Consider the following 25,370-nt stretch of genomic DNA (forward strand, 5'->3'; position numbering starts at 1 on the left):
TCCCATGCTTTCGAGTGCTTTCTGGAATGAATGATTGATGGGGGCGGGTGGGCGGAGTATTTATTCCGCCGATCGCGGTTCAGCCGGAACCCCGCGCGGAGAGCCCTTGATGAGCGAAGTGCCCCTCTCGCCGGAGACGCCCCCGCGGCCGGAGACGTTCGAGGCGTTGAAGAGCCTTATCTTGGAGCGCAAGGCGCGCCTGCCCAAACGGCTCGGGCAGGTCGCGATGTTCGCCCTCGACCATCCCGACGACATCGCCTTCGGCACCGTCAACAGCATCGCCTTGGCAGCCGCCGTGCAGCCCTCGACGCTGGTGCGCTTTGCCCAGCACCTCGGCTTCGAGGGATTTTCCAGCCTGCAGGCATTGTTCCGCGCCCGGCTGCGCGACCGGCGGCCGGACTATGGCGACCGGCTGACCGCGCTGCGCCGGACGCCGGAGCAAGGGGCATCCGCAATCCTCTCCGGCTTCACCGCCGCCGCGCGGCGGTCGCTCGATACGCTGGAGACTGCGGTGGATCCGATGGTCTTCGAACGGGCGGTGGCGATCCTCGCCTCCGCCGAGACGATCTATCTCGTCTCGAAGCGGCGGTCCTATCCGATCGGCAGCTACATGGCCTACGCCTTCGGCAAGCTCGGAATCCGCTGCCAGATGGCGGGGTCGGCGGCGGGGCTCGACGACGACATCCTGCGCTTTGCCGGACCAGGCGATGCCGCCTTCGCCGTCAGCTTCTCGCCCTACGCGTCCGAAACCGTCGCCCAGGCGAAAAGCCTCGCCGCGCGGCAGATCCCGGTGGTCTCGCTGACCGATTCCGCCTTCTCGCCGCTGGTCGAATCGTCAGAGGCCTGGTTCGAGTTGGCCGAGGCCGACCATGCCGGTTTCCGCTTGCTCTCGGCCTCCATGGCCTTTGCCATGGCCCTGACTGTCGCCGTCGCCGAAGAGCGGCAGCGGCGGTCCGAACTCGGTGCAATGGAATGAATATTCTATTTGACGAGGCTTCGGTACTTATGTTTCGTCGGGTCGTTGAGAAACGGGATGCGTCGGTGCATCCGGGGGAGGGGCCATGCCGCAGGAGCGCAAGCTGGATCTGGTGACCATCGGCCGGTCGTCGGTCGATCTCTACGGCCAGCAGATCGGTTCGCGGCTGGAGGACATTTCCTCCTTCGCCAAATCGGTCGGCGGCTGTCCGACGAACATCGCCGTCGGCACGGCGCGTCTCGGCCTCAAATCCGCGCTGCTCACCCGCGTCGGCAACGAGCAGTTCGGCCGTTTCATCCGCGAGCAGCTGGCGCGGGAGGGCGTCGAGACCGCCGGCATCGTCACAGACCCCGAGCGGCTGACGGCGCTGGCCATCCTGTCGGTCGAGAGCGATACCTCGTTCCCGCTTCTGTTCTACCGCGACAACTGCGCCGACAATGCGCTGTGCGAGGCCGATGTCGACGAGGCCTTCATCCGCTCCGCCGGCGCCGTGCTCGTCACCGGCACACATTTCGCTAAGCCGAACGCCGAGGCCGCGCAGCGCAAGGCGATGCGGATCGCCAAGGCGAATGGCGCCCGGGTGATCCTCGACATCGACTACCGGCCCAACCTCTGGGGCCTTGCCGGCCACGATGCCGGCGACAACCGCTACATCGCCTCAGCCGCCGTCTCCGCCAAGATGCTGACCGTGCTCGCCGACTGCGACCTGATCGTCGGCACCGAGGAAGAAGTGCTGATCGCGTCCGGCGAAAGCGACCTCGTCGCCGCGCTGAGGACCATCCGCGCCCATTCCGCGGGGACGATCGTGCTGAAGCGCGGGCCGATGGGCTGCATCGTCTATGACGGGGCCATTCCCGCCGACCTCGAGGACGGCATCGTCGGCAAGGGTTTCCCGATCGAAGTCTACAATGTGCTCGGCGCCGGCGACGCCTTCATGTCCGGCTTCCTTCGGGGCTGGTTGCGCGGCGAGCCGCACGCGACCTCGGCCACCTGGGCCAATGCCTGCGGCGCCTTCGCCGTCTCGCGCCTCCTCTGCGCGCCGGAAATCCCGACCTGGACCGAGCTCGAATACTTCCTGGCGAAAGGCAGCCCGCACCGCGCGCTGCGCCAGGACGCGGCGATCAACCATATCCACTGGGCGACGACCCGGCGCCGGGCGATCCCGGCGCTCTGCGCGCTCGCCATCGACCACCGCTCGCAGCTCGAGGATCTCGCCGCGGGCGATCCCGCAAAGCTCGCGCGGCTGCCGGCGCTGAAGCTCCTCGCCGTGCAAGCCGCCGCCGAGGTGGCCGCCGGGCGGCCAGGCTTCGGCATGCTGATCGACGACAAGTACGGCCGCGATGCGCTGTTTGCGGCGGCGAAGCTGCCGGCGTTCTGGGTGGCGAAGCCGGTCGAGCGGCCGGGCTCACGGCCGCTGCGCTTCGAGTTCAGCCAGGATCTCGGCAGCCGCCTGATCGACTGGCCCGTCGACCACTGCATCAAGGTGCTCTGCTTCTACCACCCCGACGATCCCGCCGCACTGAAGGCCGAGCAGATCGAAACGCTCCGCGCTGCCTATGATGCCGCCCGCAAGGTCGGCCGCGAGATCCTCATCGAGATCATTGCCGGCAAGAACGGGCCGATCGGCGACGACACCATCGCGCGGTCGCTGCAGGAGCTCTACGATCACGGCCTGAAGCCCGACTGGTGGAAGCTCGAGCCGCAGGCGAGCACGGCCGCCTGGGCGGCGATCGACGCGGTCATCGCCGGCAACGACGCGCATTGCCGCGGCGTCCTCCTGCTGGGGCTGGAGGCCTCGGTCGAGGCGCTGCAGGATGGCTTTGCCGCTGCTCGCGCCTCGGCGTCGGTGCGCGGTTTTGCGGTGGGGCGGACGATCTGGGCCGATGCCGCGCGGCGCTGGCTGGCGGGCGAGATCGACGATGCGGCGGCGGTCGCCGAGATGGCCGGGCGCTTCGGCCGGCTCTGCGCGGCTTGGCAGGCCGGGGAGACGGCGACGGGCTGACTGGCGGGCGCCGGCGGGAGGTCGCCGGCTTCGGGACGAGCGACGAAGAAGGAGCGGCCATCGCAGCGCCGCCGGTGGGAGGAGACGGATATGGCGGACAAGACGGTGCGGCTGACCATGGCGCAGGCCGTGGCGCGGTTCCTGACGCGGCAGATGACGGTGATCGACGGCGAGACCGTGCCGATCTTCGGCGGCGTCTTCGCGATCTTCGGCCACGGCAATGTCGCGGGGCTCGGCGAGGCGCTCTACGGCGTGCGCGACACGCTCACCACCTATCGCGGCCAGAACGAGCAGGGCATGGCGAACGCTGCGGTGGCCTTCGCCAAGGCAAGCTTCCGCCGCCGCTTCATGGCCTGCACCACCTCCATCGGCCCCGGCGCGCTCAACATGGTGACCTCGGCCGCGCTCGCCCATGCGAACCGCCTGCCGGTCCTGCTGCTGCCGGGCGACGTGTTCGCCAGCCGCCGGCCGGACCCCGTGCTGCAGCAGGTCGAGGATTTCGGCGACGGCACCGTCTCGGCCACCGACTGCTTCCGCCCGGTTTCGCGCTATTTCGACCGGATCACGCGGCCTGAGCAGATCGTCCCGGCGCTCCGCCGCGCCATGCAGGTGCTGACCGACCCCGCCGATTGCGGACCGGTGACCCTCGCCCTCTGCCAGGACGTGCAGACCGAGGCCTTCGACTATCCCGAGAGCTTCTTTGTCGAGCGGATCTGGACGCCCCGTCGCACCCGCCCCGATGAGGCCGAACTGGCGGCGGCGGTCGCCCTCCTGCGGGCGGCGAAGAAGCCGCTGATCGTCGCCGGCGGCGGTGTCCTCTATTCCGAGGCGAGCGTCGGCCTTGCCGCCTTCGCCGAGGCGCACGGCATTCCGGTCACCGAGACGCATGGCGGCAAGTCGTCGCTGCCGCATGCGCACCGGCTGAACATGGGCGCCGTCGGCGTCACCGGATCCTCCGCCTCGAACGCGCTCGCCGCCGAGGCGGACGTCGTGCTCGCCGTCGGCACCCGGCTCGCCGACTTCACCACCGGTTCCTGGGCGCTGTTCCAGGCGGAGGGCGTCAGGATCGTCGGACTGAACGTCCAGGCCTTCGATGCCGGCAAGCACGATGCCGCGCCGCTCGTCTGCGATGCGAAGGTCGGCCTTGAAGCGCTCGGCGAGGCGCTGGCGGAGCACCGCGCCGACGCCGCCTGGACGGCGCAAGCGGAGGCGGGCAAGGCGCGTTGGATAGAGGCGGCGGACGCCGCGACCGCCCCGACCAATGCCGTGCTGCCGTCCGATGCCGAGGTGATCGGCGCCGTGCACCGGGCGCGCAATTCGGCGAACACCATCCTCGTCTGCGCTGCCGGCGGGCTGCCAGGCGAGCTGCACAAGCTCTGGCAGGCCGAGGCGCCCGGCGGGTACCATATGGAATATGGCTTTTCGACCATGGGCTACGAGATCGCCGGCGGCTTCGGCGTCAAGCTGGCGCGCCCGGACGCCGACGTCGTCGTGATGGTCGGCGACGGCTCCTACATGATGCTGAACTCGGAGCTGTCCTCCGCCGTCATGGCCGGCGCCGCGTTCACCGTCGTCCTCCTCGACAATGCCGGCTACGCCTGCATCAACCGGCTGCAAATGGCCACCGGGGGCGCCAACTTTAACAACATGCTGACCGACGCTCACCACGTCGAACTGCCGAAGATCGATTTTGCCGCGCACGCCCGCGCGCTCGGTGCCGAGGCCCGCAAGGTCGGCTCGATCGCCGAGCTGGAGCGCGCTTTGGCCGAGACGCGGCAGGCCCCGCGCCCGACCGTCATCGTGATCGAGACCGATCATTTGCAGACCACCACCGCCGGCGGCCACTGGTGGGACGTCGCAGTGCCCGAGGTGTCGGACCGCGCCGCCGTCAACGCCGCCCGCGACGGCTACGATGCCGCCCGTGTTTCGCAGCGGCTGGGCTGAGCACCATGCCCCGTCTTTTTGTGCAGTCCCTCATTTTCGCGAGCCAGGTGAACCCATGATCCGCTACGGCACCAATCCGATCGCCTGGACGAATGACGATGACGTCTCGATCGGCGCCCATCTGACCCTCGACGACTGCCTCGCCGACTGCCGCGCCATCGGCTTCGACGGCATCGAGAAGGGCCATCTGATGCCATCCGACCCGGTGGCGCTGAAAGAGAAGCTCGCCGATTACGGGCTCGTCTTCGTCTCCGGCTGGCACTCGGTCCATCTGCTCGTCAACGATGTTGAGACGGAAATGGTCGCCATTCAGCCGCATCTCGATCTCCTTCGTGCCAACGGCTCGACCGTCTGCATCGTCTGCGAATGCTCCAACACCGTGCACGGGGATGACGAGAAGGCGGTGTTCCGCGACCGGCCGGTGCTGTCTGAGGACGCGATGGCGGCTTTCGGCGCGAAGCTCGAAGAACTCGCTGCCTATTGCGCGGGGCAAGGGATCGACCTCGTCTACCACCACCACATGGGCTCGATCGTCCAGACCGGCGAGGAGATCGACCTGCTGATGGCGAGCACCGGCCCGGCGACCAAGCTGCTGCTCGACACCGGCCACGCCTTCTTCGGCGGCGCCGATCCCACCGAACTCGCCCGCAAGCACATGGCCCGCGTGCGCCACATCCATTGCAAGAACGTCCGGCCGGAGATCGCGGCCGCGGTGGAGGCCGAGAACCTCTCCTTCCTCGAAGGCGTGCGCCGCGGCGCCTTCACCGTGCCCGGCGACCCGGAAGGCGCGGTGGATTTCCTGCCCGTCCTGAAGATCGCCGCCGAGCACGGCTATGACGGCTGGCTGGTGATCGAGGCCGAGCAGGACTCGGCGGTGCGCAACCCGCTGGAATACCAGTCGCTCGGCCACTGCGCCTTGAAGGCCTTCGCGAAAGAGGCCGGGCTCGACAAAAGTTGAGCGCCTGCCCCAAGGGCTGCCCCGAACGGCGGCCCATCGACCACTGCACGATTGCGCCGAAAGGCGTCTGGGAGAGATGACATGACCCTCAACATCGGCCTCATCGGGACCGGCGCCATCGGGCGCGACCACATGCGCCGCATCACCCGCACGCTGTCGGGCGCGCGCATCGCCGGCGTCAGCGACGTCGACCGCGCGTCCGCGGAAGCCTCGCTGCCGCCGCTCGGCCTCGACGCCCTTGTGTTCGACACGGGCGCTGCGCTGAGCGCCTCGCCGGAGATCGACGCCGTGCTGGTGACTTCCTGGGGCGGGGCGCACGAGCCGGACGTCCTCGCCGCCGTCCGTGCCGGCAAGCCGGTGTTCTGCGAGAAGCCTCTCGCCACCACCGCCACCGCCTGCCGCAACATCGTCGACGCCGAGATTGCCGGCGGCCGGCGGCTCGTCCAGGTCGGCTTCATGCGCCGCTACGATGCGGGCTACCGCCTCTTGAAGAGTGTCATCGACAAAGGCGGCATCGGCGCCCCGTTGATGGTGCACGCCGCCCACCGCAACGCCTCGGTCGCTGCGAACTACACCACCGACATGGCCATCCACGATACGCTGATCCACGAGATCGACGTGCTGCGCTGGCTTCTCGCGGACGACTACAAAAGCGTGCAGGTGGTCTTCCCCCGCCGCACGCCGCATGCCCGCGAAGGCGTGCGCGATCCGCAGGTGGTGATGCTGGAGACGGTGAAGGGCGTGCGCATCGACGTCGAGGTCTTCGTCAACTGCGTATACGGCTACGACATCCAGTGCGAGATCGTCGGCGAGACCGGCATCGCCAAGCTGCCGGAGCCGATGGCGATCCCGGTGCGCAGCGGCGCCAGGCTCTCGACCGAAATTCTCACCGACTGGAAGGACCGCTTCATCGACAGCTACGACGTCGAGCTGCGCGACTTCATCGCGGCGGCAGAGCGGGGGACGGCGTCCGGCCCGACCGCCTGGGACGGCTATGCCGCGGCAGTCGCGGCCGACGCTTGCGTCAAGGCGCAAGGCTCGGGTGCGATCGAGCCGGTGACGATGCCGGAGCGGCCGGCCTTCTACGCCGCCTGATCAAGTCCGCGGCGGATCAGCGGGGATAAGGTAGAAACAGCAACGCCCGCCGGGGGAGGACCGGCGGGCGCTGTTTGGAAACCTGCGGTGGGAGGAACCGCAGGTCGTATTCGCTCGGGCCCTGGGAGGAAAAGGCCCTCGCGAAATCTGCTGCTTAGAGAGTAGCCTGACGGGCGATCGCCGGAATATCCGAGCGGGAGAGGCCGAGGTCGGCCAGTTCACGCTGCGAAAGACGGTTCAGCTCTCCGCAAGTCTCGCGGTAACGGCGCCAGTTGCTGAAGGAGCGGACGATGTTCATCGTAACGACTTTTCTATTGATCTCGCCGAAGCTTCAAACGGTGTGTTCCGTTGCTTCGATGACCATTATCTAATCGGTTCGCGTCTTCGTCACCACAGCCATTTGTGCATGGCTGCCGTGAAGCCAGCGAGCGGCAAACGCAAGGCTCGCTGAGGGCAAGCGGCGGCCGTGCGGCGATCGCTGTCCGATGCTCGAAAAGCGTTGCGGCAGCGGTCGATTTCGCCCTAAACGACAGGGGATACGGCCCGGACGGCCGATGGATGGGAACAGTCGATGAGCGAGACTTCGGCCGCCGAAACCCGATCGAAAGTGCTGCGCAGCCGCACCACCGCGGCGCATGCGACGCTCGACGACCGGATCATGTCCAGCCGGCCTTTCGAGAGCCGGGAACGCTACGGTCTGTTCCTGCAGGTGCAGCACGCCTTCTATGGCGATATCGATGCGCTCTATGCCGATCCCGCCCTCGACCGGCTGCTGCCGGACCTTGCCGGCCGCCGGCGCCTCGGCAAGATCGAGGACGACCTTGCCGACCTCGGCCTCGCGGCGGCGCCCGCGGACGCCGCTCCGGCGTTTTCCGCCGATGTGGAGGTTCCGAAGGCACTCGGCTGGCTCTACGTCGCCGAAGGCTCCAACCTCGGCGCCGCCATCCTGCTCAAGGAGGCGATGAAGCTCGGTCTCGGCGAGACGTTTGGCGCCCGGCATCTGGCGGGTGCTCCGGAGGGCCGCGGCCTGCACTGGCGCACCTTCACCGCCGCGCTCGACGGGGTGGCGCTGGATGCGGCGGGCGAGGCCGCGGTGGTCGACGGCGCCAACACGGCCTTCCTGCGTGTCCGCAGCCTCGTCGAGCGCTTTATGCCGCAAGGCTGAGCGCCGCGCGGGGCACAGGCCGCGCGGCGCTTGTCGTTCCCAGGATCATCCCCGTCAGGGCGTCGCCCCCGCAAGCCGAGGGGCCTCGCTGCCTCTTACTTGATCAGGCCCATCTTCGTCGGCAGCCAGAGGCTGACGGCCGGCACGAAGGTGATCACCAGCAGCGCCAGGAACAGCGGCACCAGCCAAGGCAGAATCGCCATGGTGGTGCGCTCGACCGAGAGCTTCGCCACCCGCGACAGGACGAACAGCACCATGCCGAGCGGCGGGTGCAGCAGGCCGATCATCAGGTTGAGGGTCAGGATCAGGCCGAACTGCACGGGGTCGATGCCGAGCTTCAGGACGATCGGCAGCAGGATCGGCACCAGGATGGTGATCGCCGCGATGGTGTCGAGGAAGCAGCCGACGATCAGCACCAGGATGTTGACGAGGATCAGGAACACCCATTTGTTGTCGGTGATCGACAAGATCAGGTCCGACAGCGCCTGCGCGGCCTGGCTGACCGTCAAGAGCCAGGCGAAGACCGAGGCGGCGGTGACAATGAACAGCACGGCGGCGGTGGTCTCGATCGTGTCGAACCCGGCCTTCGCCAGCGCCTTGAAGCTCATCGAGCGGTATCGCACGAGGCCGAGGAAGAGCGACCAGATGACGGCGGCGACGGCGGCCTCCGTCGGCGTGAACCAGCCGAGCGTCATGCCGCCGATCAGGATCATCGGCGTCATCAGCGCCATCACGGCGGCGAAGTCGTAGTACCAGTCGACGGCGATCAGCGCGACCAGCGCGAGGCCGACGGCAAGGTTCAGCGACATGCCGAGGGTGACGAGGACGTAGATCGCGGCGGGGAAGGCGAGGACGATGAGGATCTCGACGCCAGCGGCGAGCAGTTTGCGGATCTCGAACGGCGCGTCCGAGCCCCAGTTCTTCTTGTAGGCGAAGATCGCGACGGTGATCATCATCAGGACCGTCATCACGATGCCCGGCAGGATGCCGGCCATGAACAGCGCGCCGATCGAGACGTTGGCCATCATGCCGTAGATGACGAAGGGCAGCGACGGCGGGAAGATCGGGCCGAGCGTCGCCGAGGCGGCGGTGACGCCGACGGCGGCCTCGATGGGATAGCCGTGATCCTTCATCGCCTTGATCTCGATCGTGCCAATGCCGGCAGCGTCCGCCAGCGCGGTGCCGGACATGCCGGAGAAGATCACCGAACCGATGATGTTCACTTGCGCAAGGCCGCCCTTCATCCAGCCGACGAGGGCGACGGCGAAGGCGTAGATGCGGCCGGTGACGCCGGCGATGTTCATGAGATTGCCGGCGAGGATGAAGAACGGCACGGCGAGCAGCGGAAAGCTCTCGACGCCGGCGATCATGCGCTGGGCGACGATGATGTTCGGCGCGACGCCAAAGACGGTGATGTAGAGCACCGAGGCAACGGCCATGGCGATCGCCACCGGCACGCCGATCAGCATGAAGACAAGGAAGGATCCGATCAGTAGCAGCATGTCACTCTCCGATGCCGTCGAACATTTCGGGCCGCTCGAGCACCGAATAGCCGCGCCTGAGATTTTGGACGAACACCTGGATCGACCGGACGAGCATCAGCGCAAAGGCGGCGAAGACGGCGTAGAAGACGATCGAGCGGGGGAGGTCCACCGTCACCATGCGCTCGCGGTAGACCACCGAGACGTAGCGCCAGAACAGAATGGCGGCGAAGATGAAGAAGCCGATGCGGATGAGGTCAACGAGGATCGACAGCACCTTGGCGACCCGCTTCGGCAGATAATGGTAGATCACGTCGACCTGGATGTGCCGCGACTGGCGCACGCACATCACCGCCCCGAGAAAGACCACCACGACCAGGCAGTTGATGGCGATTTCCTCGGTCCAGGCGAGGCTGTCGTTCATGACGTAGCGGGTGAAGAACTGCAGGAAGACGCAGACCGCCATGCCCCAGAACACCGCCTGGACGATCCAGTCCTCGATAGCATAGGGCGACAGGTCGACCTCGGTTGCCCCCTCCTCCTCGAAGAAGTGGGCGAGTTCCTCGGCCGTGGTGGTGGTGTGTTTCTCTTCGGCCATGACGGTGCCTTGCAACGGAAGAATGCGAGAAGGGCGGGAAGACCGCCGGCGCCCGGGGCGGGCGCCGGCGAGCGCCTTACTGGACGGCGCGAATGGCTTCCCAATCGGCCTTGACGTAGCCGAGGGCTTCCATGTCGGTCTTCTCCATGACGTTCTTCTCGAAGTCCGCCTTATCGACCTCGGTCACCGTCAGGCCACGGTCCTTGAACGTCTGGACGAGGGCGGTTTCGCGCTCGACGATGGTCTTCGCCGTGCGGGCGGCGGCCTCCTGCGTCACCTCGGTGAAGATGGTCTTGTCGGCATCGGAGAGCTGGCCCCAGAGCGTGCCGGAGACCACGGTGTTGAGGTGGTCGACGATGTGGCCGGTGAGCGAGATGTTCTTCTGCACCTCGAAGAACTTCTTCGCCTCGATGGTGGTCAAAGGGTTCTCCTGCGCCTCGACCGTGCCGTTCTGCAGCGCGAGATAGACTTCGGCGAAGGCGATCGGCGCGGTGTTGGCGCCGCAGGCGCGGGGCATGGCGAGATAGGCCGGGACGTCCGGCACGCGCATCTTCACGCCCTTGAGGTCGGCGCAAGTCGCCACCGGCTTGTTGGAGGTGACGTGCCGGGCGCCGTAATAGCTGACCGCCGTAATGTGATGGCCGGAGGCCTGCTCGTAGCCAGCGGCCAGGCGCTTGAAGACGTCGGACTTGGCGTAGGCGAGGAGGTGATCGGCATTGCGGAAGATGTAGGGGAAGTAGGTGACGCCGATCGGCGGGTATTCGCGCGCCTGGAAGCTCGAGCCCGAGATGATCATGTCGACCGTACCGAGGGTCAGGCCCTGGTTGAGGTCGGCTTCCTTGCCGAGCTGCGAAGCGGGGTAGACGTCGATGTGGTAGCGGCCCTCGGTGCGCTTCTCGATCTCGCCGGCGGCCCAGACCGACTCGGTGTGGAAGGGCTCGGATGTCTCGTAGACATGGGCCCATTTCAGCGTCGTCTGCGCCGCGGCGGTGCCGAGGCCGAGCGCCAGAGACGCGACGATGCCAAGGCTGGTGATCAAGGTCTTCATGTGGTTCCTCCCAGGTGAAATGCGGACCGTGCGCCTCCCAGCGCCGGCTCGTCGTCGTTGTGCGGGTTGTCAGGCGGTGTGGTGGGCGTCCTCCGGCTCGCCGAAGTTCAGCGAGAAGCGTTTCTGCGAGAGCTGGAGGTGCTGCTGCATGGCGCGCTTGGCGGCATCCGCATCGCCCGCGGCGATGGCGTCGCGCACCCGGCCGTGCTCGGCCAGCGCCTGTTCCCATGTCTCGGGGTTCTCGAAGTAGCTGGAGAGCCGTTCGAAATACGGGTTGATGCGCTCGTCGAAGAGCTCGCCGATAAAGCGCACGAGGACCGCATTGCCGAGGATCGCGGCAACCGTGGTGTGAAATTCACGGTCGAGCTGGAGCGTCTGGGGCGAAGGGTGCTGCGAGCGCTGCATGCGCAGCAGCACGTCGTCGAGCCCGGCGATGTCGTCCGGCGACGCGGCTTTCGCGGCTTCCTCCGCCACGGCGCCCTCGACCAGCTCGCGCGCCCGCAGGAGTTCGAACGGACCTTCGATCGGGCTCTCCCGGCCGGTCTTCGCAGCGACCGGCTCGGTCACGAAGATGCCCGAGCCCACCTTGATGCGGATCCGCCCCTCGACCTCCAGCGCGATCAGCGCCTCGCGCACCGTCGGGCGCGAGATGCCGAGCTGCTCCGCCAGCTCGCGCTCGGCCGGCAACCGGTCGCCCGGGCGATACTCGCCGCTGTCGAGCAGGCCGCGAAGCTGGTCGGCGATCTGCTGATACAGCCGTCGCGGCTGAATGATGGTGATCGGCATGTCGCCGAGACTCCTCCCGATCCGACCTGGCTCTGCGGCCAATTGGTCAAACCATTTGACCGGACCTTGCGGGCGAAATGCCGCATCGTCAAGCCCGCTGACTATTTGCGTGCCTTCGAATGCAACAGGCCCGCTGCCGGCGGGGGATAAGTTCAGCGGGCGACGCTGGTCGAGCCGTCGATCCGGCGGCGGTCGATTTCGGCAAAGTCCCAGTCGATGCCGAGGCCCGTCTTCGGCGGCGGCACTGCGCGACCGGCCTCGATCTGCAGCCGGGAGGTGGTGATCTCGTCGAGCTGCGGGATGTATTCGACCCAGCGCGCGTTCGGCACGGCGGCCGTCAGCGAGACATGCAGTTCCATCAGGAAGTGCGGCGCGACCGAGACGTTGAAGCATTCGGCGAGATGCGCGACCTTCAGCCAGGGCGTGATGCCGCCGATGCGGCCGGCATCGACCTGCACCACCGAGCAGGCGCCGCGCTGCAAATATTCGCGGAAATGCGAGGGGCTGTAGAGGCTCTCGCCGACGGCGATCGGGATCGAGGTCGACTGCGACAGCCGGCGGTGGCCGTCGATGTCGTCGGCGGGCAGGGGCTCCTCCAGCCAGCCGATGTCGAGCGCCTCGTATTGCCGCGCCCGGCGGATGGCCTCGTCGACGGTAAAGGCCTGGTTGGCGTCGGTGAGGATCTCGAAGCCCGGCCCGACGGCCTCGCGCACGGCGGCGATGCGGGCGATGTCCTCATGCAGCGGTCGGCCGACCTTCAGCTTGCAACCGCCGAACCCTTTTGCCTTCGCCGCCAGCGCATCCTCGACGAGCGCTTCCGTCTCGAGGTGCAGCCAGCCGCCCTCGGTGGTGTAGAGCGGCACGGATGCCTGCGCGCCGCCGGCCAGGAGATGCAGCGGCAGGCCGGCGCGGCGACAGCGCAGGTCCCAGAGCGCGGTGTCGATCGCCGCCATGGCGATGGCGGTGAGCGGGCCGACCGTGGTGGCGTGGGTCAGGAAGAGAAGGTCACGCCAGATCCGCTCGATGCCCTCCGCTTCGCGGCCGATGATCGCCGGGGCAAGCGTTCGCTTCAGGAGTTCCATCACCGACGGTCCGCCGGTGCCGATGGTGTAGGAATAGCCGGTGCCGACAGCGCCGTCGGCATCGGTGATCCGCACGATCGGCGTCTCCTGGCTGACGAAGGACTGGATCGCGTCCACCCGCTTCACCTTTGGGACGAGGTCGACCATCAGGCATTCGACGCGGGTGATGCGGGCCATGTTTCCTCCGGTATGGAAGGGGCTCTTCGGCAAGGCTTGCGCGCCTCCGATCAGCCAGCCGCTTGTGTGCCGTGCCGAATCGCCCTTTTCGGCGCCATAGGACCACGATCTTCTTGTCGGGGGACAGCCCCGTCAGTTTGGCTGAGAATGCCGGCTCGGCATGGCATCGCGTCGGCGTCTTGTGCAGAATGGGCGCTTCCCGCCGCCGTCAGGAGCCCGCATGCCGTTCGATCTCGCCCGCCTTCGCGCCGACACCCCAGGCGTCGCCCACCGCATTCACCTCAACAATGCGGGCGCGGCGCTGATGCCGGCGCCGGTGCTCTCGGCGATGACGGACTATCTGGCGCGGGAGAGCCAGATCGGCGGCTACGAGGCGGCCGAGGAAAGCGCCGAGGCGCTGGATGGCGTCTACAACAGCGTCGCCTGGCTGATCGGTGCGGCACCCGACGAGATCGCGATCACCGAGAGCGCGACGGTCGCCTGGCAGCGCGCCTTCTACGCGCTGTCGTTCCGGCCGGGTGACCGGATCCTGACCGCGCGGGCGGAATATGCGGCCAACTACGTCGCGCTGCTGCAGGTGGCCGAGCGCAGCGGGGCGGTGATCGAGATCATCCCGAGCGATGACGATGGCGTGCTGGATCCCGGCGCGCTGGAGCGGATGATCGACGGCCGCGTCAAGCTGATCGCCGTCACCTGGGTGCCGACCAATGGCGGTCTCGTCAATCCTGCCGCGGCCATCGGCCGGATCGCCCGGGCGCACGGCATTCCCTACCTGCTCGACGCCTGCCAGGCGGTCGGGCAGATGCCGGTCGACGTGGCTGTGCTCGGCTGCGACATGCTGGCGGCGACGTCGCGAAAGTTTCTGCGCGGGCCGCGGGGGAGCGGTTTCCTCTATGTCCGGCGGGCGATGCTCCAGCAGCTGGAGCCGGCGATGATCGACCATTTCGGCGCGCCTTGGGTCGCGCCGGACCGCTTTGAGCTGCGGCCGGACGCGCGGCGGTTCGAGACCTGGGAGAGCAGCCATGCCATCCGCCTCGGATTGAAGGCGGCGGCCGACTACGCGCTGGCGATCGGGCTGGAGGAGATCGAGATGCGGGCGACGGGGTTGGCGGTAGAGCTTCGCGAAGGGCTCGGCGCGCTTCCGGGCGTGGTCGTGCATGATCTCGGGCCGCGCCCGGCGGCGATCGTCACCTTCTCCGTCGCGGGCGTCGAGGCTGATGCCGTGAAGGCACGGGCGCGGGCGGCGGGGATCAATGTCAGCGTCTCCGCGCCGTCGAGCACCTGGCTCGATGCGCGGGCGCGGGGGCTGCCGAACCTCGTGCGGGCCTCGCCGCACTATTACAACGACGCGGCCGAGATCGCGGCGCTCGTCGATCTGGTGCGCGGCCTGCGCTGATGCAGGCTCGCGTCGCGTTTACTTGACGAGGGTGAGCTTCGGGCCGTGCGCGCGGTTGCGGAAGGTGACGCGGACAGCATCCGGCGTCACCGTCTCGATATCGGCGAGGTGGTAGCCGAGCTTCTGGCCCAGCGCGCGGGCCTGGTCGACATTGTCGGCGCCGATCTGGCGGGCGAAATCCCGCAGGCCCTGCACCATCATCGCACCGAGCATGCCGATCTCGACGCCGGCGGCGAACTTCTCGTCCTGCCCCGGAAACCGGATCCGCAGGCTCTCTTCCAGATGTATGGTCCTCACGACTGAAATCTCCGATTCGCTCGGCCTTCAAGGTCGCCTTTCATGGTTAAGATCCGGTAAATCGCGGCCGTCTCAGCATCCGGTCGAAGCCGCGGCGCAGGTTTTTTTCCGGCGGTGAGATGCCGGCTATTAATTTTATGTTACCGTCTTTCAACGGTGCCGAATCACCCTTGCCCACTTAGTTTCTGCCGCTCGTTTCGGCATGTCGGGCGACTTGTGGCGGGCCGGCGACAGGCGGGCGCCGACCGGGAATCCACTGGTTCGGCGATCGCGGACGGCGACGGCCTTGGGCGGGGACCTCACCACCGGGCCGCGCGCTCCGAGGGCAGGCAGGCAGTATCCCGCGTAGCATGACCCGGCGTTCCGGCCATCTTTACCGCTGATCGTTTCCCGTCCGGGCGTCCGGGAAGGGTCAGTCCAGCCGGTTGGGGGTATCGACGTTTTGAAAGTGCAGCAGGCGGGCGTCGACGACGCCGCGCCATTTCTCAACCCCACGAGGATTCTGCCATGTCCCCATCCGATACCCCCCCAGCCAGATGCTGACCGCCTTCTTTGGCAGCCGCATGGACGCCGAGATCGCCATCGCCCGGATCGTCGACGCGGGCGTTGCCCGCGATGAGATCATGCTGGTCGAAGGCACCGACACGCGCAGCGAGCGACACCGCAAGGGCTTTTTCGAGATGCTCGGCGACCTGTTCGTGCCGCATGACGAGCGCGAGGCCATTGCAGAGGAGGGACAGCGGACCGGCTATATCGTCACGGTGCCGGCGCGCGCTGCCGGTCTCGGCCGGGTCCGCGATATTCTCGGCGAACGCGGTGCGCTCGAGACGCCTGCCAGCGTCGACAGATGGCGCGGCGTGGGTGCGAGCGACCGGCGGACGGTGCCCGGCAGCGCCCGGCAGGACCGCCATTTGCCCGGCGAGAGCCGCGTCGACCGCTCGGCGCTGTTCGTGCCGGCGCCGAGCCCCGGCCCATCCGGTACCGGTCGCGCCAGCCTCGTCGCCGATCGGGCCGGGCGGCGGCGGGGTCGCTCGGCCTCGGCGCGGCCGGGTGGCACCAGCTTCGACGACTTCGTGGCGCAGGACCCCGTGAACCGGGCAGAGGAGGAGGCTCTCGGCTATCGCACGGTGGAGGCGGACGCCCCAGCCCCCGAGCGGCTTGCGGATCCCTACCAGGTCGAACTCGACGACGAGCGGCAAGCCGAGATCGAACCGCGCCGTGCCGGCGAACGCGAGAGCTAGAGGAGCCAATCCGGCCTCTCTCGCGGCAGGCATGCTAAGTGCCTGCCGCAGGCAACAAGCCTCCCGGAATGACTGACGGCAGAAGCATTCGGTCAAATGTCACCGGTTCTCGCTGATGACATTAAAGGCAGCGAGTCCAACTGCCGATTAAATCGCCTCGTAACCGCGGATGGCCCCGGTAGATCGCTTGGATTCCCCTGATAACTCTGATTTGATCCAATTCGGGCGAAAAAGTGGCAACAGGAGCGTCTCCGAAAAGGGGTTCTCCGCGGCCTTGCCCGGTTGTTTCACTCCTTCAAAGGCAGGGCAGCATGGCGGATATCGTGGAACCGAGGGGCTACTCCGACAAGGAGAAGCACGCCGACATGCAGGTCCTGCATTCGATGGGCTATGCGCAGGAACTGGAGCGCCGGATGGGTGGCTTCTCCAACTTCGCGATCTCCTTCTCGATCATCTGCATCCTGTCGGGCGGCATCAACTCGCTGGCGCAGGCGACCTCTGGCGCCGGCGGCGCGGCGATCGGCATCGGCTGGCCGCTCGGCTGCCTGATCTCCGCCGTCTTCGCCATCGCCATGGCACAGATTGCCTCGGCCTATCCGACAGCCGGCGGCCTCTACCACTGGGGCTCGATCCTTGGAAACCGCTTCATCGGCTGGCTGACCGCCTGGTTCAACCTGCTCGGCCTCGTCACCGTGCTCGGCGCGATCAATGTTGGCACCTACTACTTCTTCTTCGGCTCTTTCGGCCCGATGCTCGGCATGGAAGACACGATCGGCACGCGGATCGGCTTCATCGTGGTGATCACCGGCCTGCAGGCGGTGATCAACCATGTCGGCATCGGCCTGACCGCGAAACTGACCGACTTTTCCGGCTCGCTGATCTTCGTTACGGCCATCGCGCTGTCGCTGGCCTGCCTTGCCTTTGCGCCATCCTACGACGTGGCCCGGCTGTTCACCTTCCACAACTACTCCGGTGCGGCCGGCGGCAATGTCTGGCCGGAGGTCTCGACCGGCTGGGCCTTCCTGCTCGGCCTCTTGCTGCCGATCTACACCATCACCGGCTACGACGCCTCGGCCCACACCTCCGAGGAAACCCGCGATGCCGCCCGCTCGGTGCCGCGCGGCATGATCTCGGCCGTCCTCTGGTCGAGCCTTGCCGGCTACATCATGCTCTGCTCCTTCGTGCTGCTGATCCCCGACATGGATGCGGCGGCCGCGCAGGGCTGGAACGTGTTCTTCTGGGCAATGGACACCCAGGTGCCCGCCGCGATCCGCAACGTGCTCTACGCCGCGATCTTCCTCTCGCAGTTCCTCTGCGGCCTCGCCACGGTGACCTCGGTGTCGCGGATGATCTTCGCCTTCTCGCGCGATGGCGGCCTGCCGGCCTCGCGGGCGCTGGCCAAGGTCAATCCACGCTTCCGCACGCCGGTTGCGGCGATCTGGGCCGGCTCGATCGCCTCCGTTCTGTTCGTCTGGGGTACCTCGCTGATCAGTTTCGGCGAGGCGTCGGCCTATGCGATCGTCGTTTCCTGCACGGTGATCTTCCTGTTCTTCTCCTTCGCCATCCCGATCGCCTGCGGCCTGTTCGCCTACGGCACGGCCAAATGGCCGGCGATGGGCCCTTGGAGCATCGGCCGCGGCGCCTTCATGGCGGTCGCGGTGCTGTCGATCCTCGCGATGGCGCTGATCTTCGTCCTCGGCGTCCAGCCGCCGAACGGCAATGCCCTCTACATCACCCTCGGCTTCCTCGTCGTTGCCGCCGTGGTCTGGTTCGCCTTCGAGCAGAAGCGCTTTGCCGGTCCGCCGATCGGCGCCGAGATCGAGAAGCGTCGCGCGACGATCATCGCGGCGGAAAAGGCCGTCGGCGAGACGCACTGAGCCACGGCTTCGGGCCGGACTGCCGTGAAACGAAAACACCCGGGGTTGCGAACCCCCGGGTGTTTTCTTGTGTGTATGGGGAGAGGCGCTCGGCCCGGTCAGTCGATCTGGTGGACGACGGCGAGACCGAATTCGGCCGCGCTCGCTTCCAGCCAGTGCCAGAAGCTCGCGGCATAGCTGCGGGAGACCGCGACGTCGAAGGTCGGGGCGGCGTCGACTTGCCAGAGCACGATACCGACATGGCCGGCGAGCGTCACCGCCGCGTCGCCGCGCCGGAAGGCCGAGGGGTGCAGGTCGATCGGCACGCCTTTGGCGAGCGTGGCACGCAGACTGGGTCCCGCGAGCCGCAGCACGGCATAGCCGGAGGACTGGTCGGCGACGGCGGCGATCCCATCGAGCTCTGCGGCGAGGCTGCGGGCGAAACGCCAGCCACCGCCCGGCTGGACGGCGAGCCAACTGCGCGGGCCCGTGCCGACGAGGGCGAGGTCTTTCCCGCCGGAGACCACGGGGCCGTCGGACAGCGCCAGATCATGGGCCGAGGCGAGGGTGTCGGCGAAGGCATGCCGGGCATCGCGCCGCAGCGTGACGGTGGCCAGGCCGAGGCCAAGCCGCTCGGCCGCGGTGACGCCGGCGGTGCCGCTCGGCGGGTTCGGCCGGGCGAGGGCGGCGAAGGCCGAGACGGGGGCGAGCGGCTCAAGCATGGTGGCGCGTCCCTTCGGGGTCGACGAAGTGCGGCGAGCAGATCTCGATCTCGACCTCGGTGCGGCGCAGAAGATCGACGGCGCGCATCCGCTCGCCGATCCGCTCCGGGCCGCGCTTGATAAGGCCGAGGCCGATCCATTGTCCGAGTGCAGGCGAGAAGGCGGTGGAAGTGACGTAGCCGTCGTCGTTGGCGGTCGTCGGCGCCGCCCCGGTCCGCACGAAATGGACGCCACCCGACACCTTCTGAGCGGGATCGACCGGGCGGAAGCCGTCGAGGCGCAGGCGATCCTCGGCGACGAGGCCTTCGCGCGCGGCGAGCCGCTTGCCGATGAAATCCTTCCTCGCCGACATCATCCGGCCGAGGCCGAGATCGCCGGCGGTGGTGGTGCCGGAGAGCTCGTTGCCGGAGACGTGCCCCTTCTCGACGCGGAGCACGCCGAGCGCCTCTGTTCCGTAGGGCATAACGCCGAAAGGCTTGCCCGCCTGCATCAAACGGCGGGAGAGGGCGTCGCCGTAGTCGGCGGGGACGGCGACCTCGTAGGCAAGCTCGCCGGAGAACGAGATGCGGAACAGCCGGACCGGCACGCCGGCCCAGTCGAAGCCGGCGACCGCCATGAAGGGGAAGGCAGCGTTGGAGAGATCGACGGCGTCGCCGAACATCTGCTCCAGCAAGGCGCGGGCTTTCGGACCGGCGACGGCCATCGCCGCCCAGGCATCGGTGACCGAGGCCAGCTGAACGTCGAGATCCGGCCACAGCACTTCGGACGCGAAGGTCATGTGCTTCATGATCCGCGCCGCATTGGCGGTGGTGGTCGAGACGAGGAAGTGCTCGGCGCCGAGCCTTGCGGTGGTGCCGTCATCGAGAACGAAGCCGTCCTCGCGCAGCATGACGCCGTAGCGCGCCCGGCCGACGGGAAGGCCCGCAAAGCCGTTGATGTAGAGCCGGTCGAGGAAAATGGCGGCGTCGGGGCCCTGGACGTCGATCTTGCCGAGGGTCGAGACGTCGGTGATGCCGACGGCCGCGCGCACGTTCCGCGCCTCCCGCGTCACCGTCTCCAGCCAGTCTTTTTCGCCCGCCCGTGCAAACCATTGCGGCCGCAGCCAGAGACCGGTCTCGACGAAGCTGGCGCCTTGCTCGGCGGCATGGGCGTGGCCGGGCGTGAGGCGCGTCGGCTTGAACTGCCGGCCGCGGGCGTGACCGGCGAAGGCGGCGATCGCCACCGGCGCATAGGGCGGCCGCGCCACGGTGGTGCCGACCTCGGGGATCGGGCGCCCGGCAAGCTCGGCCATGATGGCGTGGCCGTTGACATTGGATAGCCGTCCCTGATCGGTCGCCATGCCGAGCGTCGTGTAGCGCTTAAGCAGTTCGACCGAGCGAAATCCTTCGCGGTGGGCGAGGGCGATGTCGTCGGCAGTGACGTCGTGCTGGAAGTCGACGAAGGCCTTGCCCCGGCCGGCGACGTGCCAGAAGGCGGTGAGCGCGGTGGGTTCGTCGGCCGCCGTCGGGGCATCGCCGGGATCGGCGCCGAAGCCGAGGCTCCGGGCAGCGTCGACGCCGGCGGCATGTCCTTCGTTCAGGCCGCGCCCGAGCGACATCGTGCCGTTGGCAGCGCCGGCGACGGCCATCCCCGTCGGCAGGGCGGCACCGGGCACGAAGGCGGCGATGGCGTCCGACCAGGCGGGGCGGCCGCCGAGATGGGTCGAGAGGGCGAGCGTCGGGTTCCAGCCGCCGCTGACGGCGAGGAGATCGCTCGGGATGCGCCGCGTCATGCCGTCGGCGCCCGTAATGGCGATCTCGCCGAGCGCCTTGCCGCCGTGCGTCGCCGTCACGCGGCCGCCGAGGGCGATCCGCGCGCCGAGGCGGGCAGCGCGCTCGACCAGCGCCGGGTCGACCGCGCTACGGATATCGACGATCGCTTCCACGCTCGCGCCGGCCTCGGCGAGGTCGAAGGCGGTGCGCCAGCCGTCGTCGCCATTGGTGAAGACCGAGGCCTGTCGGCCCGGCACGATGCCGAAGCGCTGGAGATAGATCCGTACCGCCGATGCCAGCATGACGCCCGGCCGGTCATTGCCGGCAAACACCAGCGGCCGCTCGACGGCGCCGGCTGCGAGCACCGTGCGCCGGGCGACGATCTGCCAGAGCCGCTGCCGTGGCTGGCCGGCGGCGGGGACCGGAAGGTGGTCCGAGACCTTTTCAAGGGCGCCGAAAGTGCCGCCGTCATAGGCGCCGAACACTGCCGTGCGCGGCATCAAGGTGACGTTCGGCAGCGCCTGCAACTCCTCCACCGCACGGCGCGCAAAGGCTGCGGCGGACAGGCCGTCGACCGCGTCGCGCTCGGCGAGAAGGCGGCCGCCGAGGACGAAATCCTCCTCGCAGAGGATCGTGCGGGCACCGGCGCGGCCGGCGGCGAGCGCCGCGGCAAGGCCCGCCGGGCCGGCGCCGATGACCAGCACGTCGGCGAAGGCGAAGGCCTTCTCGTAGGCGTCGGGGTCGGCGAGCCCGCTCGAGCGGCCGAGCCCGGCGGCGCGGCGGATCGCCGGCTCGTAGAGCTTTTCCCACAGGGCGGCCGGCCATTTGAACGTCTTGTAGTAGAAGCCGGCCACCAGCAGCGGCGAGACGAGGCCATTGACCGCGCCGACATCGACGGCGAGCGAGGGCCAGCGGTTCTGGCTGCGGGCGACAAGGCCGTCATAGAGCTCGACTGTCGTTGCCTTGCAGTTCGGCTCGCGGCGCGCGCCCTCGCGCAGCTCGACCAGCGCGTTCGGCTCTTCGGGACCTGCCGTCATCACGCCGCGCGGGCGGTGATACTTGAACGAGCGGCCGACGAGTTTGACGCCGGCCCGCAGCAGCGCGGAGGCGAGCGTATCGCCGGCATAGCCGCGATAGGGCTTGCCGTCGAAGGTGAGGCCGAGTGGCCGGCTGCTGTCGATGGGGCCGGTCGTGATAAGCCGGCTTATGTCCTGTGTGCCGCTCATGCCGATGTCTCCCGTCGCGCGAGTTCGACGGCGAAAATCTCATGCGTCCGGGTATCGCGCTCGACGGCGAGCCAGGCCCGGCAGCCGGCCTCGTGGTACCAGAGGCCGCGGTGCCGGCCGGCGGGATTGGCACGGTGGTAGACCCGCGCCGCCTCGTTCGCGCCAGCGTCCCGGGCGTCCCCGGCCGCCGGGGTGGCGTCCGCAAGACCGGTTCCGGCGGCCTCGGCATCGCCGAGGAAGCTGAACTCGCGCAGGTCGCGCGGGCCGCAATAGGGACAGTCTATGCGCATGTCAGGATTCCCCTGGAACGGGAACAGGAGAGGCGGGCGCTGTCGCGGCGCCCGGTCAATGCAGGTTCGCCTGGGCGCCCTGGCCCTTCTCGTCGATGGTATAGCCGCGCTCGAAGCGGTCGAGGCGGTAGGCGCTCGCAACGGGATGCGGCGCGTCGGTCGCGATCAGCTGCGCGAAGCAATGGCCGGAGGCGGGCGTCGCCTTGAAGCCGCCATAGCACCAGCCCGCATTGACGTAGAGGCCGTCGACCGGCGCCTTGTCGATGATCGGCGAGCCGTCCATCGTCATGTCCATGATGCCGCCCCAAGAGCGCAGCATGCGCACCCGGCCGATCGCCGGCATCAGCGCCATGCCGCCCTCGCAGACGTCCTCGACGGTCGGCAGGTTGCCGCGCTGGGCGTAGGAATTGTAGCCGTCGATGTCGCCGCCGAAGACGAGACCGCCCTTGTCCGACTGAGAGATGTAGAAGTGTCCGGCGCCGAACGTCACGACGGTGTCGATGAACGGCTTGATCGCCTCGGAGACGAAGGCCTGCAGCACGTGGCTCTCGATCGGCAAGCGGAGGCCGGCCATTTCGGCGACGCGCGAGGAGTTGCCGGCGACCGCCATGCCCACCTTCCCGGCGCGGATCGCGCCGCGGCTGGTCTCGACGCCGGTGACCGCGCCGGCGGCGTTGCGCATGAAGCCGGTGACCTCGCAGTTCTCGATGATGTCGACGCCGCGGTCGGAGGCGGCGCGCGCATAGCCCCAGACCACGGCGTCGTGCCGGGCGGTGCCGCCGCGACGCTGGGCAAGGCCGCCTTTGATGGGGAAGCGCGCATCGTCGAAGGCGAGGAAAGGCAGTTCGCGCTGGAGGTCGCGGCGCTCGAGCAACTCGGCGTCGATCCCCTCCATCATCATCGCATTGCCGCGCCGAATGTAGGCGTCGCGCTGCGCGTCGGACTGGAACAGGTTGATGACGCCGCGCTGCGAGACCATGGCGTTGTAGTCGAGGTCCCGCTCCAGCCCCTCCCAAAGCTTCATCGACAGCTCGTAGAAGGCGGAGTTGCCGGGCAGCATGTAGTTGGAGCGGATGATGGTGGTGTTACGCCCGGCATTGCCGGAGCCGATCCAGCCCTTCTCGAGGACGGCGACGCGGGTGATCCCGTGGTTCCGTGCGAGATAATGCGCGGTGGCGAGGCCGTGGCCGCCGCCGCCGACGATGATGACGTCGTATTCCGCTTGCGGTGCCGCCTTTCGCCAGGCCGGCTGCCAGCGGCGATGGCCGCTCAGCGCATTCAACGCCAGCGAGAAGATGGAATAGCGCATGAGCCCCCGAAGAACGTGCTTGTGCTGACTGGCATCATGCGGCACTCCGGCACGAGATCTTGTCTAGAGGCGCCGTTTTTTTGATCCACAAAGACAACAAAGCGAATGAAGAGCAGTTTGCCGCGGCGGCATCCTCGCCGACGGAAGAGCGGGTGACGCTGCTGCTCGTACCGGGCTTCGCCTTGATGTCCTATGCCGCGGCACTGGAGCCGCTGCGCGCGGCCAACACGCTGGCGAAGCGGGACCTCTACCGCTGGCGGCACGTCTCGATCGACGGGAAGCCGGTCGCGGCCTCGAACGGCATGGAATTTTCCGTCGATGGCGGCCTCGATCCGCGCGAGGATGCCGGCATGGTGCTGGTCTGCGCCGGCGGCAATCCCACGGTCTACGACGAACCCGCCGCCTTCGCCTGGCTGCGGGCGATGGCCAGCCGCGGCGCCGTCGTCGGCGGTGTCTCCGGCGGGCCGTACATTCTGGCCAAGGCTGGCCTCCTCGACGGCCGGCGGGCGACGGTGCACTGGGAGCATGCGCCGTCGTTTCGCGAGGCGTTTCCGGCGGTGCAGCTTGTCGCCTCGCTCTACGCGATCGATGGGCGGCGGATGACCTCTGCCGGCGGCGTCGCGGCGCTCGACATGATGCATGCGGTGATCGCCGCGGCGCACGGGCCGGCGCTCGCGCGGGCAGTGAGCGACTGGTTCCTGCAGGCGCATGTGCGTCCGGGGAGCGGCGACCAGCGGCTGGGGCCCCGCGCCCGGCTCGGCATCGTCAACCGCAAGCTGGAGGACGTGGTTGTCCGGATGGAGGCGGCGCTGGAACAGCCGCATTCGCGCGCCGCACTGGCCGCCTCGGCCGGTCTGTCGCTGCGCCAGCTCGACCGGCTGTTCCAGGCGCATCTCGGCACCAGCCCCGAGCGCTTCTACCTCGGCCTGCGGCTCGACCGGGCGCGCGACCTCTTGCGCCAGACCAGCCTGCCGGTGACTGAGGTGGGGCTGGCGACCGGTTTCGCCAGCGCCAGTCATTTCTCCCGCAGCTACCGTGACCGTTTCGGCGTGTCGCCGCGCGGCGAACGGACACCGGACAGGAGCACGCCATGACGCTGGAGCAGCTGCGGATCTTCGTCGCCGTCGCCGAACTCGAGCATGTGACCGAGGCGTCGAAGCGTCTGAACCTCACGCAGTCGGCGACGTCGAGCGCGGTGGCGGCGCTGGAGGAGCGGCACGACGTGAAACTGTTCGACCGGATCGGCCGGCGGATCGCGCTGACCGAGGCCGGCCGGCTGTTCCTCGCCGAGGCGCGCGCGGTGCTGGCACGGGCGGAGGAGGCGGCGCTGGTGCTCGACGACCTCACCGGCCTGCGCCGCGGACAGCTGGCGCTCGCCGCCAGCCAGACGGTGGCGAACTATGTCCTGCCGGCGGTGATGCACCGCTTTCGCCAGCGGCATCCGGGCATTGTGGCGACCCTCGTCATCGCCAATACAAGCCGGGTCTGCGCCGCGGTCGCGGAGGGCGAAGCCGATCTCGGCTTCATCGAGGATGCCGTGGAATCGCCGGAGCTGCAGCTGCAGCGCGTGGCGGTGGACCGGCTGGCGCTGGTGGTGGCGGCAGGCCACCGGCTCGCTCAGCACTCCTTGGTGGAGCCCAGCGATCTCGCCGGCGAGGACTTCGTCATGCGCGAGCGGGGATCAGGCACCCGCGCCATCCTCGAGGCAGCGCTGGCGGGCTGGGGCGTCCCGCCGGTCACCGTCGCGCTGGAGCTGCCGTCGAACGAGGCGGTGCGGGCGGCGGTGGAAGCGGGGGCGGGCATCAGCCTGCTCTCCAGCCTCGTCGTCTCCGCGCAGGTGCGGGCGGGGACGCTGGTGGTGCTGCCGATCGTGCTGCCCGAGCGCGGCTTCCACGCGGTCCGCCCGGTGCGGCGGCACCAGAGCAGGGCGGCGACGGCTTTCCTTGCCGCGGTGGCGGAGGACGGCTGAA

Annotated in this window: 22 protein-coding genes; 11 read left to right on the plus strand and 11 right to left on the minus strand. The window is 68.4% G+C overall.

Annotated features, from left to right (window positions below; genetic code table 11):
• Positions 1 to 109 precede the first annotated feature (109 nt).
• The 5 genes from ACZLZQ_RS05380 (at position 110) to ACZLZQ_RS05400 (ending at position 6,975) form a co-directional block, all read left to right on the plus strand.
• A complete protein-coding gene (locus ACZLZQ_RS05380) occupies positions 110 to 976 on the plus strand; it encodes a MurR/RpiR family transcriptional regulator (protein ID WP_472948498.1) in 867 nt (288 codons plus the stop codon).
• A gap of 85 nt (positions 977 to 1,061) precedes the next feature.
• Positions 1,062 to 2,978, plus strand: a complete 1,917-nt coding sequence (locus ACZLZQ_RS05385) for a bifunctional 5-dehydro-2-deoxygluconokinase/5-dehydro-2-deoxyphosphogluconate aldolase (RefSeq protein WP_472948499.1) — start codon at positions 1,062 to 1,064, stop codon at positions 2,976 to 2,978.
• Positions 2,979 to 3,068: 90 nt separating this feature from the next.
• Positions 3,069 to 4,922 carry a 3D-(3,5/4)-trihydroxycyclohexane-1,2-dione acylhydrolase (decyclizing) gene (iolD, locus tag ACZLZQ_RS05390; RefSeq protein ID WP_472948500.1) on the plus strand — a complete coding sequence of 618 codons (1,854 nt, stop codon included), beginning with the start codon at positions 3,069 to 3,071 and terminating at the stop codon, positions 4,920 to 4,922.
• A 55-nt stretch (positions 4,923 to 4,977) separates the two neighbouring features.
• On the plus strand, positions 4,978 to 5,880 hold the full coding sequence (gene iolE, locus ACZLZQ_RS05395; RefSeq protein WP_472948501.1) for a myo-inosose-2 dehydratase: 903 nt from the start codon (positions 4,978 to 4,980) through the stop codon (positions 5,878 to 5,880).
• Between the two features lie 81 nt (positions 5,881 to 5,961).
• Positions 5,962 to 6,975 carry a Gfo/Idh/MocA family protein gene (locus ACZLZQ_RS05400; protein ID WP_472948502.1) on the plus strand — a complete coding sequence of 338 codons (1,014 nt, stop codon included), beginning with the start codon at positions 5,962 to 5,964 and terminating at the stop codon, positions 6,973 to 6,975.
• A 154-nt stretch (positions 6,976 to 7,129) separates the two neighbouring features.
• Here ACZLZQ_RS05400 and ACZLZQ_RS05405 read toward each other — a convergent pair whose 3' ends face one another.
• On the minus strand, positions 7,130 to 7,273 hold the full coding sequence (locus ACZLZQ_RS05405; protein WP_472935278.1) for a DUF1127 domain-containing protein: 144 nt from the start codon (positions 7,271 to 7,273) through the stop codon (positions 7,130 to 7,132).
• Between the two features lie 273 nt (positions 7,274 to 7,546).
• On the opposite strand from ACZLZQ_RS05405, the gene ACZLZQ_RS05410 reads away from it, so the two are divergent.
• Positions 7,547 to 8,140 carry a biliverdin-producing heme oxygenase gene (locus ACZLZQ_RS05410; protein WP_472948503.1) on the plus strand — a complete coding sequence of 198 codons (594 nt, stop codon included), beginning with the start codon at positions 7,547 to 7,549 and terminating at the stop codon, positions 8,138 to 8,140.
• Positions 8,141 to 8,235: 95 nt separating this feature from the next.
• Here ACZLZQ_RS05410 and ACZLZQ_RS05415 read toward each other — a convergent pair whose 3' ends face one another.
• The 5 genes from ACZLZQ_RS05415 to ACZLZQ_RS05435 form a co-directional block, all read right to left on the minus strand.
• Entirely contained in the window at positions 8,236 to 9,642 is a 1,407-nt protein-coding gene (locus tag ACZLZQ_RS05415) for a TRAP transporter large permease (protein WP_472935280.1), read from the minus strand.
• Between the two features lies 1 nt (position 9,643).
• Positions 9,644 to 10,219 carry a TRAP transporter small permease gene (locus ACZLZQ_RS05420; RefSeq protein WP_472935281.1) on the minus strand — a complete coding sequence of 192 codons (576 nt, stop codon included), beginning with the start codon at positions 10,217 to 10,219 and terminating at the stop codon, positions 9,644 to 9,646.
• Between the two features lie 76 nt (positions 10,220 to 10,295).
• On the minus strand, positions 10,296 to 11,267 hold the full coding sequence (locus tag ACZLZQ_RS05425) for a sialic acid TRAP transporter substrate-binding protein SiaP (protein WP_472948504.1): 972 nt from the start codon (positions 11,265 to 11,267) through the stop codon (positions 10,296 to 10,298).
• Between the two features lie 69 nt (positions 11,268 to 11,336).
• The gene (locus tag ACZLZQ_RS05430) at positions 11,337 to 12,053 is read right to left on the minus strand and encodes a FadR/GntR family transcriptional regulator (protein WP_472948505.1); all 717 of its coding nucleotides are present in this window, start codon (positions 12,051 to 12,053) and stop codon (positions 11,337 to 11,339) included.
• Positions 12,054 to 12,205: 152 nt separating this feature from the next.
• Positions 12,206 to 13,312: a mandelate racemase/muconate lactonizing enzyme family protein gene (locus tag ACZLZQ_RS05435; protein ID WP_472948506.1), complete on the minus strand. Its 1,107-nt coding sequence runs from the start codon at positions 13,310 to 13,312 to the stop codon at positions 12,206 to 12,208.
• Positions 13,313 to 13,532: 220 nt separating this feature from the next.
• Between ACZLZQ_RS05435 and ACZLZQ_RS05440 the strand changes: the two genes are divergently transcribed.
• Positions 13,533 to 14,708 (plus strand): aminotransferase class V-fold PLP-dependent enzyme, encoded by a 1,176-nt coding sequence (locus tag ACZLZQ_RS05440; protein ID WP_472948507.1) that lies wholly within the window; start codon positions 13,533 to 13,535, stop codon positions 14,706 to 14,708.
• Between the two features lie 18 nt (positions 14,709 to 14,726).
• Here ACZLZQ_RS05440 and ACZLZQ_RS05445 read toward each other — a convergent pair whose 3' ends face one another.
• The gene (locus ACZLZQ_RS05445) at positions 14,727 to 15,005 is read right to left on the minus strand and encodes a hypothetical protein (protein WP_472935286.1); all 279 of its coding nucleotides are present in this window, start codon (positions 15,003 to 15,005) and stop codon (positions 14,727 to 14,729) included.
• A 536-nt stretch (positions 15,006 to 15,541) separates the two neighbouring features.
• On the opposite strand from ACZLZQ_RS05445, the gene ACZLZQ_RS05450 reads away from it, so the two are divergent.
• Positions 15,542 to 16,246 carry a hypothetical protein gene (locus tag ACZLZQ_RS05450; RefSeq protein ID WP_472948508.1) on the plus strand — a complete coding sequence of 235 codons (705 nt, stop codon included), beginning with the start codon at positions 15,542 to 15,544 and terminating at the stop codon, positions 16,244 to 16,246.
• Positions 16,247 to 16,557: 311 nt separating this feature from the next.
• Entirely contained in the window at positions 16,558 to 18,123 is a 1,566-nt protein-coding gene (locus tag ACZLZQ_RS05455) for an amino acid permease (protein WP_472948509.1), read from the plus strand.
• 98 nt (positions 18,124 to 18,221) lie between these two features.
• On the opposite strand, the gene ACZLZQ_RS05460 is transcribed toward ACZLZQ_RS05455, so the two are convergent.
• Genes ACZLZQ_RS05460 through ACZLZQ_RS05475 form a run of 4 tightly spaced genes read right to left on the minus strand, consistent with a single transcriptional unit; the run spans position 18,222 to position 23,400 of the window.
• Entirely contained in the window at positions 18,222 to 18,824 is a 603-nt protein-coding gene (locus ACZLZQ_RS05460) for a sarcosine oxidase subunit gamma (protein ID WP_472948510.1), read from the minus strand.
• The gene (locus ACZLZQ_RS05465) at positions 18,817 to 21,801 is read right to left on the minus strand and encodes a sarcosine oxidase subunit alpha family protein (RefSeq protein WP_472948511.1); all 2,985 of its coding nucleotides are present in this window, start codon (positions 21,799 to 21,801) and stop codon (positions 18,817 to 18,819) included. The genes ACZLZQ_RS05460 and ACZLZQ_RS05465 overlap by 8 nt, the downstream gene beginning before the upstream one ends.
• The gene (locus ACZLZQ_RS05470) at positions 21,798 to 22,091 is read right to left on the minus strand and encodes a sarcosine oxidase subunit delta (RefSeq protein ID WP_472948512.1); all 294 of its coding nucleotides are present in this window, start codon (positions 22,089 to 22,091) and stop codon (positions 21,798 to 21,800) included. Before ACZLZQ_RS05470 ends, ACZLZQ_RS05465 begins: the two co-directional genes overlap by 4 nt.
• Before the next feature lie 55 nt (positions 22,092 to 22,146).
• A complete protein-coding gene (locus ACZLZQ_RS05475) occupies positions 22,147 to 23,400 on the minus strand; it encodes a sarcosine oxidase subunit beta family protein (RefSeq protein ID WP_472948513.1) in 1,254 nt (417 codons plus the stop codon).
• An 80-nt stretch (positions 23,401 to 23,480) separates the two neighbouring features.
• Here ACZLZQ_RS05475 and ACZLZQ_RS05480 point away from each other — a divergent pair, with 80 nt between their 5' ends.
• Both ACZLZQ_RS05480 and ACZLZQ_RS05485 read left to right on the plus strand, forming a co-directional pair.
• Positions 23,481 to 24,494, plus strand: a complete 1,014-nt coding sequence (locus ACZLZQ_RS05480) for a GlxA family transcriptional regulator (protein WP_472948515.1) — start codon at positions 23,481 to 23,483, stop codon at positions 24,492 to 24,494.
• On the plus strand, positions 24,491 to 25,369 hold the full coding sequence (locus tag ACZLZQ_RS05485; protein ID WP_472948517.1) for a LysR family transcriptional regulator: 879 nt from the start codon (positions 24,491 to 24,493) through the stop codon (positions 25,367 to 25,369). Before ACZLZQ_RS05480 ends, ACZLZQ_RS05485 begins: the two co-directional genes overlap by 4 nt.
• The last annotated feature ends 1 nt before the right edge of the window (position 25,370 follow it).

Source organism: Mesocryomonas lacus (assembly GCF_055730105.2).